The following is a 13738-nucleotide window of genomic DNA, read 5'->3' as shown; positions in this document are numbered from 1 at the left end:
TTGCCAGTTGCCGCGTGAAGCGTTGGGTTGTATCAAACAACCATTCTAAGACGTCTTTGCATGCACGTATTTAGCGTTTTCCTGCTTACGATAGCGTTTCTGGCACTGCCGGCGGTATCTCCTCCGATGCTCATTGCCCAACCGGTTGCACAACCTGTTGCGCAAACGGGTTACACCTCCGTTCCGCCTTCAGAAATTGAGCGCATCACGGTTTCTGGCATTGACGACGAGCGCCTCAAGAACTTCCTCTTGAGCGCAAGCGGACTCCGAAAAGGGCAGCGTGTGGTGCTGCCCAATGACCCTGCATTTGCTGTTGCCATACGCGCCATTTACCGGCTAGAACAGTTTTCACATGTGGAGATCAGAAAGGCGGATTCTACCGATGGTTTGCATGTAGAAATTCATGTGATTCCCTACCCCAAACTGGACCGTTACCACTTTACTGGCATCTCACCCAAAGAAGAGAAACACCTTCGCCGATTACTACCGCTGCATTTTACCGCAACTGTAAGGCCGGCAGACATTGATCGTGCCCGCTGGACCATCAAACGCGAGCTGCGCGAAAAAGGGTACCATTTGGCAGAGGTTGAAGCTGTCCAGACACCAAAAGAAGATGGTACCGTTGACATCGAGTTCAACATCTCGACGGGGCCAGTAGTACGCATTAAAAACATCTCCATCGAAGGCAACGAGGAAGTGAGTGATCGTGAGATCCGGCGCGCCATGGAAACTTCGCAGCGTACTTGGTGGAAATTTTGGGACAAGGGACGGTTTGACGAAAAGCAATTTAAAATGGACCAGGAGCGGGTACTCACCTTTCTCCATGGGAAAGGATTTTATGATGCCCGGGTGCTGAGTGATTCGGTATGGCTGGTGTCTGATGCAGACAAACCAGGCCTCAATGTTGCATTGACCGTATTCGAGGGCCCCCGGTATACCATCAATTCGGTTACCTGGGAAGGCAATACACTGTTTGCGGACGAGGCCTTGAATGTATGGCTGGATGTGGCGCCCGGCGACGTATACAATCTCTCGAAACTAGAAGAAAATCTGTATGGAAATGGAGGGAGTCGGGATGTATCCAGCCGCTACATGAACCTGGGCTATATGCGGTTTGGGGTGCAGCCCAGTATCACGGTGGTGGCCGGCAACAAACTTGATCTTGTTTTTGAAGTACAGGAAGGAGAGCCGTACGTTTTTGGTGATATTGAAATTACAGGCAATCACACGACGAACGACCACGTTGTGCGGCGCGAACTGTATAGCATTCCTGGTGAGCAGTTCAGCCGGGCCGCTATTCAGGAGTCGATTCGCCGGCTGATGCAATCAGGGCACGTGAGCCAGCAAACCCTCAAGCAAGGACCAGGCGTAACCGTTGACGATGAAAATAAACGGGTTAACCTGCGCTACGACATCGAAGAGGCCAATTTCCCACGTCCCCAGATCACGGGCAGCGTGGGGCAGTTTGGTCTGGTGCTGGGCGTTAACATGGCATTCAACAATTTCTCGCTGCAAAAAGCCCTGCAAAAAGGCGCATGGCAACCGTTGCCGTCAGGCGATGGGCAGCAAATTGGTTTCAACGTGCAGGCAAACGGCGCGAATTACCAGCAGTACGGATTCAATTTCACAGAGCCATGGTTCAGGGGCAAGCCGGCGCCGCTGGGCTTTGATGTATCGTATACCCACATCGCTGGCGCAGCCGTTGCGTCTGATTTGACCGGTAGCTTCAATACGTTTGCTACACGCCTATTCCACGACCGCCGGCTCCGGTGGCCCAGTCCGTTTTTTGACATTGGCACGTCTGTCGAATACCGATCTTTCAAAAACAGCATCTATGAAGAGCTGCCGCAAGGGAAAAACCAGCAACTGGCATTAACGCAGTTTATCAGTCACAACACAACCAACCATCCCATTTTTGCTTCGCGGGGCGTGCATCACCGGCTCTCTGGTGAAGTCGGGCTGCCTGTAGATGGATTTGTACAGTACCACAAGTGGCGGTTTCAGTCGAGTTGGAATTTACCGCTCACCAGCAACGGTCGGCTTTCGCTTAATGCGGGTACAGAATTGGGGTACATTGGCGCACTTAATGGCCAGCCTGTAAACTTTGAGCGCTTTGTGCTTGGCGGATCGCCGCTGGATGCGCAAGGCTTGGGCACTACGCCTATTCTTGGGACCGATGTAGTGTACCTGCGCGGATATCCCTTGGGCGCTTTCGAGGACCCAACAGAGGAAAATGTAACGGGTGCCCGTTTTCTGACCAAGTACACGTCTGAATTTCGCTGGATGGCTGTTCAGCAACCCCAGTTGCAGCTAATGCCCTATGCCTTTTTTGATGCTGCCAATACGTGGAACGATGCTGAAGCGGTTAGCGTGAAGGGGCTGCTCCGGTCGGCCGGCTTTGGCATGCGCGCCCAACTTCCGATGCTAGGCCTACTGGAAATAGTTTATGGTCGAAACCTGGATCGCTATGTGCCGCCAGCCGGCAGCAGCAGTTCCGGTGCTTCATCCTGGGGCCTCCAATTCTCGATTGGCAGAAAGTTTAATTTCTAAACCTGTCCATTTTGGAATGCAAGAGGTACATTGTTCGTCTTAGTGGCGTGAATATCTTACTACGGCCTACGGTAAAAAATTGAACGGGTAACCAAGATGAAAACTTTAGCTTTAAATCAAACAATGGGTAAAGCACTCAAAACACTAACGCTTTGTGTGATGCTACTTCTGGCAGGTACGTTGTCTGCTTTTGCCCAACGGGGCGAGCGGGGTGGTGGTGCGAACATGGAAGAGCGGATGAAAGCCCAGGTAGAAGAGTTGGTCACAGCGCTGGCATTGCCCGATGAAAAATCTGAGTTGGTGCGGGGCATCTTATCGGAAGAGGCAAAAGAGCGGACAACCATTTTTTCGGGTTTCCAGGGGCAGGACCGTAATGCGCGTCAGGCGATGCGGGAAGAGATGAATGAACTGACAAGCCGTACCAATGAAAAACTGGCTGCCGTGTTGTCGGAGGAGGAAATGGAGAAATACACAAAAATTCAGGCAGAAATGCGTGAGCGCAGGCGTTCGGAGTTCGGCGGTCGCGGTGGCCGTGGTGGTGGCGCACAGCCACGCGTGAATTAACGTGCTGGCGTTCAAGTAAACGGAACGTAGCAGTATCTGTTTGTATGAGGGGCTGGGTCCCGGTGATGATTTCCAATCGCCGGCGCCCAGCCCATTTTTTGTATCCCGCTTTGGCTGTACCTTGGGTGAAAATTATCTTCTACGACGCTGGTCCTGCAGCAGTATCCCGGGCCAGGATAAACCCAGAGCATATTAATGAAATACAGAAGGTTTGGACGCACGGGATGGCAGGTTAGCGAAGTTGGCTACGGGATGTGGGGCATGGGCGGTTGGAAAGGATCTGACGACAGGGAATCATTGAAGTCACTCAATCATGCGGTAGCGTTAGGGTGTAATTTCTTTGATACCGCCTGGGCGTATGGCGAAGGACATAGCGAAAAACTGCTTGGCGAATTGGTGCGTTCAAATTCAGACAGGAAACTATATACGGCATCTAAAATTCCCGCCAAGAACTTCACCTGGCCCAGCCGGCGCGAGTTCTCATTGGACGATTGTTATCCGCCTGCGCATATCGAGGAATACGTTGTAGACAGCCTGAAAAACACCGGCCTGGAGTGTATTGACCTGATGCAGTTTCACGTGTGGGAAGACCACTGGCTCTCAGATGAACGGTGGCTGCGTAAAATGGAGGACCTGAAAGCGCGGGGTATGATTGGTGCAGTTGGGATCAGTTTGAACCGCTGGGAAACCTGGAATGGGATTGCCGCCGTTCGCAGCGGCGCAGTGGATGCTGTGCAAGTGATCTACAATATTTTCGACCAAAACCCGGAAGATGAGCTTTTTCCGGCGTGTGAGGAAAAGGATGTTGCCGTCATTGCGCGTGTACCATTTGATGAAGGGACCCTGACAGGCATTCTAACCAAAGAAACAACCTGGCCAGAGGGAGATTGGCGCAATACCTATTTTGTACCGGAGAACTTGCATGCAAGCGTAGATCGGGCTGAAGCCCTGCGTCCGTTGGTGCCAGGAGACATGGATATGCCGGAAATGGCCCTCCGCTTCATTCTCAATAACCAAAGTGTTAGTACTATTATTCCGGGAATGCGTAAATTACGACACGTTGAAGCAAATATGGCAGCCAGCGAAAAAGGACCCCTGGCACAAGCGCTGCATACACAGCTGAAGGCACATCGATGGGATCGCGAACCAACGTCGTGGTCCCAATAAGCGCTTCAATCCTGTCCAATCTTACTCCTGAATCCGATACGTATCATGGAACTTACTTATTTTGGCCACTCTGCATTCCAGCTGAAAACAGACGATGTAACGTTGTTGTTTGACCCGTTCATTACAGGCAATCCCCTCGCTGCTTCTGTTGTGAAAGCAGAAGATTTAAATCCTGATGTTATTCTGCTTACGCACGCGCATGGTGACCATTGGGGAGATACAGCCCCGATTGCACTGCGTACCGGGGCTTTACTGGTTGCGAATTATGAGATCTGTGAATACATAAAACGCAACCACAACCACCCACGCGTTCACGCAATGAATACCGGGGGGAGTTGGACTTTCGATTGGGGGAAAGTGACCTTTGTACAGGCCACCCACTCTTCTTCTTTCCCCGATGGGACCTACGGCGGATGCCCCAATGGGCTTGTTTTGCATATAGCAGGGAAGTGTATCTACAACCTCGGTGATACGGGCCCATTTGCTGAAATGGCCTGGATTGGCGAAGAACACGCCATTGATGTGGCGCTGATGCCGGTGGGTGATTGTTTTACAATGGGACCGCAAGGTGCCATCCGCGCAGCATCTTTGCTTAAGCCCAAGCTCAGCATTCCGATGCATTATAACACCTTCCCGCCCATCGAAATTGATATGCCAGAATGGGAAGGTGGCATGGCTGATAAAGGTTTTGAGACAAAAGTTTTGGCTCCTGGGGAAACGATTTTGCTCTAGCTTTCGTTCTTCACAAAAGTTTTGTATTTTACAGGGTCCCCCATTCCATTAGCGCAATTCCCGGCTGCGCCCATGGATTCCTGCCGCTTAAACTTGTGCTGGCAGTCCAAATGCATCCCATTCCGACACATACGAGCTCAGCGTGGCGCTCGGAGCGCCATGGGAAGCGCTATTTTTGCGTTTCAAGACAGGCATTGCTTCTTCCAATGCTGGGCGTATTGTATTTGCTGATGCCGGCGCACGCTTTTGCCCAACGTCCTTTCCTCCAGTACGATCAGTTATACCGCGGCGAAGAATCACAACGCGAGTTTTATGGAGGCTATGCCCTCACCGCTGAAGTGGCGTATCGCAATGCCGGGTCCCTGCAAGGTGAAGAGCTGCAGGTGGTTGAGCCCAACCCGCTGGGCCTTAGTTTCAGGTTGGATTACCAATTCTCTAAACGACTTGATTTGAGCGCGGTTGTGGATGCTGCTGGCAACAGTACGCGCCGTGGCTTATCGCTCAGTTGGCTGGTATTCAAATATTACGAGCACAGCGATGTGCGCTCGTATGCACTGCGGCTCGCTGTTGACCCTTCTTTTGGCGGCCGGGTAGGATTTCCTCAAATTGATATCGCCTGGCTTTCTTCAAACCTGGTATCGCCACTGGCATCAACCAACTTTGCATTTGGCATTCGCCGCGTGCGTCTTGGATATGAGCAGTGGGTGCTGGCTGAGCCAGGGCTTTCAACCGGATTTGTACTGCATGGCACCGGACCTTTTTCAAGCCAACGCAACAACCTTGATGTGATTTACACCCGTGCGCTGGGATGGGAAGTCCACATGATGTTTGGCTATAACTTCCGCCTAGATCCGGCCGGTAGTAATATTTTTGTCTCGGTTCTTGGGCAAGCCGGCAACTATGACTTGCTCGAAACGTCTTACGAGCAACCTTTGCTTGGGGCATTAAATCTAGATGCCGCAACTTCTTTCAAAAAAGAAATTACAACGTCGAAAGATTATGTAGGCGGCGTAATTTGGGCGCGATCAGGCATCGAGTTTCATCGGCCCGGATTTAAGATTATGCCTTACATTGGGCTGCCTCTCAGGCAGTGGGTGCCTGGCGAAGGAAACTGGCCGCGCTCCCGCCGGCAGGTTGGTGTTCGATTTATGTTGCGATAAGGCGCTATTTGATGCTCATAGGTATTCTCTCTGATACCCACGGTTATTTCCATCCCGCAATTCCTGACTATCTCAGTGGTGTAGACCTGATTTTGCACGCCGGAGATATTGGTACAACCAGCATTCTCGACCAGCTTGAAGCCCTTGCGCCTACCCGGGCTGTATGGGGAAACGTTGATGGACAAGACATTCGGCACCGTACAGAGAAACACATGCGGATCAAGTATGCCGGCTTGAAGTTCTGGATGACACACATCGCAGGCCATCAGAAAGCTTGGCAGCGAAACATGGACAAACAGTTGGCCGTTGAGCCTCCCGACATCTTTATCTGTGGACACAGCCATATTTTGCGGGTAGAACGCGTAAAGTCACTCGGCAATATGCTGTATATTAATCCTGGCGCTGCAGGCCGGCAGGGATTTCACCAGGTCAAAACCTGTTTACGACTAAAAATTGAGGCAGGCAAAGCCAAACAAGTCGAGGTGGTTCACCTGGACGAAAAGTAGTTTACCCTGATACGCACACGCGCGACCACACCACACGTACCCTAAAGAGGCCCATGCCCGGAAGTACCTCACACGAGCAACGGACAACCCGCCACGATTTGCGGGCCCTGTATGAAACGAGCCAGATGCTGAGCTCGTCTCTTGATCTGGAATTTATCCTGAACAATTTGCTCCTTACCGCGATGAGCAAACTGCTCGTAACCCGCGGGGTAGCGTTGCTGTACAAGGAAGACGAAGGATGTTACCATGTGCTCAAAGTGAAAGGGCTGCCCGACATCGACGCCGGCGCAAAAATCAGGCTTGATGAATTACATTCCGGTGAACTGATTGGTGCAGATGACATTCCCGAAGAACTGGCCCGGCACCAGATTGTCATGCTGTTGCCCGTTGCCTTTGGCCATCGAAAAATCGGTTTGATTGGTCTCGGGCCGAAAGCAACAGGAAAGGCATTTGATCCCGAAGAGTTGGAGTTCATCCTGTCGCTGGTCAATATGTCGTCTGCCTCGGTGCTCAACTCGCTCATGGTTGAAGAACTCCAGCATACCAATCGAGAGCTGGATGGCAAAGTACAGCAGTTGAACACCCTGTTTGATCTGTCACAGGAATTCAACTCAACGGTGGATCGCGAGAAACTCGTCAAATTACTTGCCTTTGCGCTGATGGGGCAGATGTTGGTCAATAAACACCTGTTTCTGCTCAAGCGAAGTGGAGACGATGAGGATGAAACCTCAATGCTTCAGGTTGTGGCTTCACAAGGGGTGAAAAAGGAAGTGTGCTCTGCACAGGTATTGGATAACCTCGCTGGCCTTAAAAAAGAATTACAGTTTGAGAACCCTGCTGAAGCACCCGAAGAATGGCGCCCGCTATGTGACGAAGGCCTTGCGCTCATTCTGCCTATTCAGCATAAAAATGAAACAAGCGCTATTCTTTGCCTTGGTCCCAAAATGACCGGGCAGGCTTACCAGCCGGATGACATCGATCTGCTCTATGCCCTCGGTAACCTGGCGTTTGTATCGATTCAGAACAGCTATCTCGTAGAACAGCAGATCGAAAAGGAGCGCCTGGAAGAAGAGATGCGGCTTGCGCGTGATATTCAGGAGCGTCTGTTGCCGCGGGAGACGCCGGAAGTTTCTGGCTTACAGATGGCCTCGCTCGCCCTGCCAAGCCGGCATGTAGGCGGCGATTACTTTGACCTGGTTGCCCAGCAAAATGGTAGCATCCTGATTGCAATTGCAGATGTGACCGGCAAAGGTGTGCCGGCTGCACTGCTCATGGCAAACCTGCAGGCCTGTTTGCATACCATGGTGCCAATGGACCTCACCATGGAAGAGTTTATCGGCCATATGAACCGCGTTATCTGCCAGAATACCAGCTTTGACAAGTTCATTACGGCTTTTACTGGACTATATCACCCGGAAACGCGCCGCTTCGAATATGTAAACGCCGGCCATAATCCGCCCATGCTTCTCCGGAAAGATGGTGCACTCGAACTGCTTGAAGAAGGAGGGCTCTTGCTCGGTGTAATGCAAGATATGCCGTATAAACGCGGAAGCGTAGACCTGTTGCCGGGGGATATTCTCGTTTCTTTTACCGATGGGGTTACGGAGGCCATGAGCCCGGAAGAGGAGGAGTTTCACGAAGACCGACTCGAAGCAATTCTGCGCGAACACCAGAACGAATCTGCACAGCACATCCTAAACGCTGTACGTACTGCCATTGTTGATTTTACAGGCAGCGAAACACAACTCAGCGATGACCTCACCATGATTGTAATGAAAGTGGTCAGTTAGTTCGTACACTGGGCCAATAGCAAACGTCTGTTTACAGGGCCGGCGCTTGTGCGTTGTTGAAAATCACTTCCAACTGTCTTTTGGTGACATCAGAAAGGGTTCTGGCCCGACGCGCCATCAACCGCTCGATAGATTCGTAGGCTTTATCCAATCGGTAAGGTTCAAAACCGGTGTGAGGGCTTCCCCAACTAAATGAGGGGAGGTGGCGCGGCAGAAATTCGCTCCCAAACAAATTACAACCAACCCCGAATACCGATGCCGTATTTACCATGGAACTGATCCCAATCTTGCAGTAATCAGCCATGATGAGACCGAGGAATTGCCGGCCCGTAGGTTCGAACGCATTGAGATGTTCATTAAACAGTGTCGCGTCGTTGTAGTCGTTGCGCAGGTTGGAGGCATTGGTGCCGGCGCCAATATTACACCATGAACCAAGGTAGGCATGTCCGAGAAAGCCTTCGTGGGCTTTGTTCGAGAAGGATTGCATGATAACGTCGGTAACTTCCCCGCCGGCTTTGCATATGGGGCCAATGGCGCTCCGCGAAATCTCGGCGCGGGCCTTTACTGTGCTACGCTTGCCCAGGTAGATGGGCCCTTTTACAATAGCACCTTCCATAATTTTGACACCACGGGCAATGAAAACCGGCCCGTCTGCAGCGGTAATAATTGCGCCGGGTGCAATTTCAACATCTGGTCCGATGAAGATGGACTCAGGGTTGTACAGCGTGACCGATGCGTGTACCTGCGGTGGCGTTTCAGGTTTGTAGTTGCGCGATAGACGGGCAAGGTCCTGTTCAAGCCGCGCCTGCAGACCATCTACCAGATGCCACAGCCGGCCAATCATCTCAACGCCCGTTACTTCTTCCGTTGGCAGGCCTTCAAACGTGGATGCATCAATCGGGCCGTCAAACTTGAGCGACTTCATGTCGGGCGCCCATGCAGCAACCACAATGCCCTGCTGCATAAAAACTTTCGCTTTTTTCTTTTTGGAAGATTTTCGGGCGAGGCGAGCTACCAACTGAATAGGCAGCACCGTAATTCTGCCATTGACAAACAAATACCCTTTTTCGTCTTCGCCTTCGTTTACCGGAAGCCCGGTCTGGCTGCGCACAATTTCCTCAATTTCCGTACGGGCGTGCAGCGACAGCTTCGGACGGTCAAACGTTTCCCATAACCTCACAAGATTGTTCAGCGCGCCAGTCCGAATCAGGTATACGCCGCGTGTTTGGGCGATAGGCGAGAGATGATATACTTCGTGGTCTTCAAAAAGACAAAGGTGCATAACTTGATTGACGATTGGCAAGCAGGGTATCTGAATTTCTGCTTGTTAGAACAAAAATGGAATGGAACAGGGTGCTCGTTGATGACCGCAGATATGCTTCAGGTAGCCCGTACTGTTGCTTGAATGGGCTAAATATACTGTTTTTTATATACTGGGGTGCAAAGAATAAGCGCTGATTTACTTAAATCAACCAAGGCCCGATGTGTTCTGTTTTTGGGGTGTCTTCACAGATCTCGCAAGAAGAAATCAATTTGTCGCGCATCAGTTCGTATTTTGTAGCTGGAGAATGGTGTGGTATAACGCGTCAACCTGGGCCTCCAGGTGCGCTATAGATCCGTCGTTGTGCAAAACATAATCTGCTTTTTCAAGCAAGGTTTCGGGGGGTAGCTGGTGATCCATGCGCTTTTTGACCTGGGCTTCAGTTGCTTCGTCGCGGGCCATCACGCGCTGTAGCCTGAGTACCAGTGGGGTGTGTACGACTGCAACCGCATCCAGTCGGTCCGCACTACCCGATTCGTATATCAGCGCCGCCTCGTAGACGAGCAGTTTTTTGCCGGCCGCCATCGCCACATCCCTCGCTTCTATCAGCACATCGGCCATCCGTGGATGTACGATGCTGTTGATGCGAGCGACAGCTGCATCATCTCCAAAAACCTGGCTGGCCAGGTGCGCACGGTTGAGGCTACCATCTGCATGGTAACTGGCTTTTCCAAAGGCTTCGATGATGTCTGCACGTACGGCTTCATTGGACACCATGAGTGCTTTTGCAGCTGCATCAGCGTACACAACATGGGCACCGCGCTCCGCGAAAAAACGACAAACCATCGATTTACCGCTGCCAATGCCGCCGGTAACACCCAGTAAAAAAATTTCTTCAGATGAAGGAGTCATAATGTAGTCTCTAGCCCAGCTTTAGCACGGTGTCCGGCGCAAACACGGTTATAAATTCCATATAACAGACAGTGCCACATTCGGGATTGTTTTCAGGGTACCCCGTTGGGCTTCACGCTGGATGTGATCTGCGAGTTCCTCGGGCAAATCACCATAGAGCGTTTGTCTGATGCGTTGAAAATTGAGCCAACCATCGAGCCTGATTGCTGATGCGCGCCGCATGGGCAACACGAGGGCAAACGTAGGCCCTATCTGCTCAATCCATCGCCGGCCCTGTCGGGTAACGGTGCTGCGCAAAACGGCGCCGGTTTCGTCAACCACAAAATTTCCATTTTCGTCGATACGGCGGTAGCGCACCGTATTGGCGCGTTCAAAATCAGTTCTTGTAAATACCCGGACACCCAACTCGCTGTTAAGCCGGCCTTCTGAGCGAATGCGTACCCACCCACTGTAAGTCTGCAAGGTGTCAAAAGGTATTTCTGCAAAAGAATCCTGCAAAAAACGCCCAAGCCGAAGATCGCTAAATCCACCGGTTACGTGTAAGTGAAAACCTTCTCCCAGATCCTGTTTGTATTCAGATTCATATCGCAGTTCACGGGCCGACTGGTCGGTTGGGCGCCGGCCCTCCAATACAAAGTCGTCTACGGTGTACGTTGCCCTCACTTCTGAAGTGACGCGGAAATAGGTGGCCTGCGCTGGCGTCCAGATTATGGTAGGGCGGAGGCGAAGGGTGCGTTGCACATTGTTTTCAGCAGAGCGGCGGGCTTTCAGGTATACCGTGTGGTAGTAAGAGCCAAACACGTTCATATTAGCCTGGAGGTAGGGGCTGATCCTGTACTGCATGCCCAACAACCCGTTGAAGAAGGCCTCGTCCCGGTCGTCCTGGTTTGAGAGTGGGGTGTCGTGGCGGAGGATATTGGCAGTGCTTTCGGTGCGGAGGTCCAGCTTTGGTGTAAGGGCAATCTGGTTGCGGAGGCGGAGGGTGAAAAAGCTGCGGTCGTAGTCAGCTTGCTCAAGGAGATCGCCTTTTTGCGTTGCCTGGACGGGGGGGAGCTCATCCCGGTTGGCAAGTTGCCGCTGCTCAAATTCAGCGCCGCCGAGCATGGTCAGATGAGAGACAAGCCGGCGCGTTTCGTAGAGTAGCCCAACTTCTGCATCAACTGTTCTTCGGTTAAAGTCGGTATCAAAAAAGATGGATTGGTCTGGCGCTTGAAAGGTTCGGATTTTACGGTTGTTGGCCGTGAAATCTATGTTGCTTGTAAGTTTGAGGGATTTGGTAAGGGGTGATTCCAGCTCCAATCCAACAAAAAGGGTATCGCTTGTGGTTGCTTCAATGGTTTGGGAAAGCAGGTTGGTATCGGTGTCGCGGTTCAGGAATGAGATGGCCTGGTAGGCATCGCGGCGCGCGTTCGAGTAGGAGAAGGTAGAGCCAAGTCTGGTTTCTGCAAAGAGTCGTTCTGCCTGCCCTTTCATGCGCATGGAACGCCCACGCCTCGGGTTAATAAGTTGGAGGTTGCCGCCGGCTTCAATGGCGATGTTGGATGCACTGTTTTTGTCTGGCAAGAAGCGAAGTTGGCCACCAAAGGCAGGGCCAGCGTCAGATTGCAACGGGGCGCGCCCATCTTCCCGATTTGCGCCGGGACGCTGATCCATAGCAAAGCCTACAGCGGGTTCAAAAGCCAAGACATCGAGTAGCTTTAACGTGGTAAATGCATAGATCTCTTGCGAAAGGACCCGGCTCTGGCTGTACCATGCCAGCCGGCCTTTAAAGCGCGGAATCGCAGATAGTTTGTCTTCCTGCCTGTCGAGCATCCACGACAGCTGGTTTTCATCTCTAAAACTTAGCAGGTTATTGAACAGGATAAAGGCGTCGGACGAGAACCTGTTTGTGGCGTCAAACTGCCAGTTTTTGATTTGCTGCCTGAGTTGCAAGTCGGCTGTCCACCGATAGCGGTTTACATCGCGCTCAAATCCCGTAGCGAGTTGTTGCTGGTTTTGGGCAATTGCAGGCGCTGTAAACAGTAAGTAAACCGCACACGTACAGAGCAACCAGGTCAGTTGTCGTGTTATTGATTGTGAGGGGTTTACAAAGAAGGACATGCAGCGGAGCAAAAATTAACCCGGAGGCCACGCCAGCGGCCGGCCGCCAAGCAAGTGCAGGTGGATATGGAAAACGGTTTGTCCTGCTTCCTCACCGCAGTTAAAAACGGTCCGATACCCATTGGTCAGGCCTTCCTGCTTCGCAATCTTTTTTGCAACCAGAAAAAGGTGTCCCACCAGTTGTTCATCTGCCGGTTCAAGAGCGTCGAGCGTTGGGATAGGTTTTCTGGGTACAATTAGAATGTGTGTGGGTGCCTGCGGATGAATATCGCGAAATGCGATACACAGGTCATCTTCATAGACGAGATCTGCGGGGATTTCCCGGTCTGCAATTTTTTCGAAAAGCGTTTTTTCTGCCATGTAGCGCTTGAGGTGTAATGTGAGCGTACCCCGATGGCATGCGGTACGGTAACAAAAGAGGATTGTACGCGGGATCCGGCAAGACGTGCCCTGTGTGTAGTTTATCGCTTGATGTGTAATAGATGTGGCCCAGTTTGAAACCCACTAGTGTAGCGTAGGTACAGAGGCGTTCTGATAACATCTAATTCTTGCTTCAGCGAAGGATATGCCACTCGTTTATGTAACGCGTAAAGCGCACTTTAATGCAGCACACCGTCTGCACAATCCGAACAAATCGGATGCGTGGAATCGGGATATGTTTGGGAAGTGTAATAACCCCAATTGGCATGGTCACAATTATCTCCTCGAAGTAACGGTAGCCGGCGAGCCGGACCCCGAAACCGGATATGTAATTGACCTTGGTTTGCTCAAAAAGGTAATGGCAGAACGTGTTGTTGATAAAGTGGACCACGCAAACCTGAACATAGATGTTGACTTCATGCATGGGATCATGCCTTCTACGGAGAATTTTGTAGTGGCGATCTGGCAGCAACTTGAAGAAGCTCTGCCTGCTGGCAAGCTACATTGCATCCGGTTGTTTGAAACCGAGCGCAATATGGCTGAATACCGCGGCGAATAAGATCAGCGTCTATCACA

12 protein-coding genes are annotated in these 13738 nt (G+C 51.6%); 8 read left to right on the top strand and 4 right to left on the bottom strand.

Going from position 1 to position 13738, the window contains the following annotated elements:
- Positions 1-60: 60 nt before the first annotated feature.
- From bamA to AAF564_02395, 7 genes are all read left to right on the top strand, one after another.
- Positions 61-2550 carry an outer membrane protein assembly factor BamA gene (bamA, locus tag AAF564_02425; protein ID MEM8484371.1) on the top strand — a complete coding sequence of 830 codons (2490 nt, stop codon included), beginning with the start codon at positions 61-63 and terminating at the stop codon, positions 2548-2550.
- Between the two features lie 96 nt (positions 2551-2646).
- Positions 2647-3114 (top strand): hypothetical protein, encoded by a 468-nt coding sequence (locus AAF564_02420; GenBank protein MEM8484370.1) that lies wholly within the window; start codon positions 2647-2649, stop codon positions 3112-3114.
- A gap of 195 nt (positions 3115-3309) precedes the next feature.
- On the top strand, positions 3310-4281 hold the full coding sequence (locus tag AAF564_02415; GenBank protein ID MEM8484369.1) for an aldo/keto reductase: 972 nt from the start codon (positions 3310-3312) through the stop codon (positions 4279-4281).
- Positions 4282-4326: 45 nt separating this feature from the next.
- A complete protein-coding gene (locus tag AAF564_02410; GenBank protein MEM8484368.1) occupies positions 4327-5013 on the top strand; it encodes a metal-dependent hydrolase in 687 nt (228 codons plus the stop codon).
- A 110-nt stretch (positions 5014-5123) separates the two neighbouring features.
- Positions 5124-6173, top strand: coding sequence for a hypothetical protein (locus tag AAF564_02405; protein MEM8484367.1), 1050 nt, complete (start codon positions 5124-5126; stop codon positions 6171-6173).
- An 11-nt stretch (positions 6174-6184) separates the two neighbouring features.
- Positions 6185-6679, top strand: a complete 495-nt coding sequence (locus AAF564_02400; GenBank protein MEM8484366.1) for a metallophosphoesterase family protein — start codon at positions 6185-6187, stop codon at positions 6677-6679.
- Between the two features lie 53 nt (positions 6680-6732).
- On the top strand, positions 6733-8469 hold the full coding sequence (locus AAF564_02395; protein ID MEM8484365.1) for a SpoIIE family protein phosphatase: 1737 nt from the start codon (positions 6733-6735) through the stop codon (positions 8467-8469).
- A gap of 31 nt (positions 8470-8500) precedes the next feature.
- On the opposite strand, the gene AAF564_02390 is transcribed toward AAF564_02395, so the two are convergent.
- The 4 genes from AAF564_02390 to AAF564_02375 form a co-directional block, all read right to left on the bottom strand.
- The gene (locus AAF564_02390; protein MEM8484364.1) at positions 8501-9751 is read right to left on the bottom strand and encodes a putative sugar nucleotidyl transferase; all 1251 of its coding nucleotides are present in this window, start codon (positions 9749-9751) and stop codon (positions 8501-8503) included.
- Positions 9752-10012: 261 nt separating this feature from the next.
- Positions 10013-10642 (bottom strand): dephospho-CoA kinase, encoded by a 630-nt coding sequence (coaE, locus tag AAF564_02385; protein ID MEM8484363.1) that lies wholly within the window; start codon positions 10640-10642, stop codon positions 10013-10015.
- 48 nt (positions 10643-10690) lie between these two features.
- Positions 10691-12742 (bottom strand): hypothetical protein, encoded by a 2052-nt coding sequence (locus AAF564_02380; GenBank protein MEM8484362.1) that lies wholly within the window; start codon positions 12740-12742, stop codon positions 10691-10693.
- A 15-nt stretch (positions 12743-12757) separates the two neighbouring features.
- Entirely contained in the window at positions 12758-13102 is a 345-nt protein-coding gene (locus AAF564_02375) for a histidine triad nucleotide-binding protein (GenBank protein MEM8484361.1), read from the bottom strand.
- A 205-nt stretch (positions 13103-13307) separates the two neighbouring features.
- Between AAF564_02375 and AAF564_02370 the strand changes: the two genes are divergently transcribed.
- Positions 13308-13721, top strand: coding sequence for a 6-carboxytetrahydropterin synthase (locus AAF564_02370; protein ID MEM8484360.1), 414 nt, complete (start codon positions 13308-13310; stop codon positions 13719-13721).
- Positions 13722-13738 lie beyond the last annotated feature (17 nt).

The sequence above is a fragment of the Bacteroidota bacterium genome (assembly GCA_039111535.1).
Classification (GTDB): Bacteria; Bacteroidota; Rhodothermia; order Rhodothermales; family JAHQVL01; genus JBCCIM01.
The sequence above is the reverse complement of the archived record's forward strand: the minus strand, read 5'-3'. Positions and strand labels throughout refer to the sequence as shown.

Bases quoted from the DNA above. Each gene is read 5' to 3' on its own strand.
- bamA (MEM8484371.1), top strand. From the start codon at position 61: ATGCACGTATTTAGCGTTTTCCTGCTTACGATAGCGTTTCTGGCACTG.
- AAF564_02380 (MEM8484362.1), bottom strand. From the start codon at position 12,742: ATGTCCTTCTTTGTAAACCCCTCACAATCAATAACACGACAACTGACC.
- AAF564_02395 (MEM8484365.1), top strand. From the start codon at position 6,733: ATGCCCGGAAGTACCTCACACGAGCAACGGACAACCCGCCACGATTTG.
- AAF564_02415 (MEM8484369.1), top strand. From the start codon at position 3,310: ATGAAATACAGAAGGTTTGGACGCACGGGATGGCAGGTTAGCGAAGTT.
- AAF564_02370 (MEM8484360.1), top strand. From the start codon at position 13,308: ATGCCACTCGTTTATGTAACGCGTAAAGCGCACTTTAATGCAGCACAC.
- AAF564_02400 (MEM8484366.1), top strand. From the start codon at position 6,185: ATGCTCATAGGTATTCTCTCTGATACCCACGGTTATTTCCATCCCGCA.
- AAF564_02390 (MEM8484364.1), bottom strand. From the start codon at position 9,751: ATGCACCTTTGTCTTTTTGAAGACCACGAAGTATATCATCTCTCGCCT.
- AAF564_02410 (MEM8484368.1), top strand. From the start codon at position 4,327: ATGGAACTTACTTATTTTGGCCACTCTGCATTCCAGCTGAAAACAGAC.
- AAF564_02375 (MEM8484361.1), bottom strand. From the start codon at position 13,102: ATGGCAGAAAAAACGCTTTTCGAAAAAATTGCAGACCGGGAAATCCCC.
- AAF564_02420 (MEM8484370.1), top strand. From the start codon at position 2,647: ATGAAAACTTTAGCTTTAAATCAAACAATGGGTAAAGCACTCAAAACA.
- coaE (MEM8484363.1), bottom strand. From the start codon at position 10,642: ATGACTCCTTCATCTGAAGAAATTTTTTTACTGGGTGTTACCGGCGGC.
- AAF564_02405 (MEM8484367.1), top strand. From the start codon at position 5,124: ATGCATCCCATTCCGACACATACGAGCTCAGCGTGGCGCTCGGAGCGC.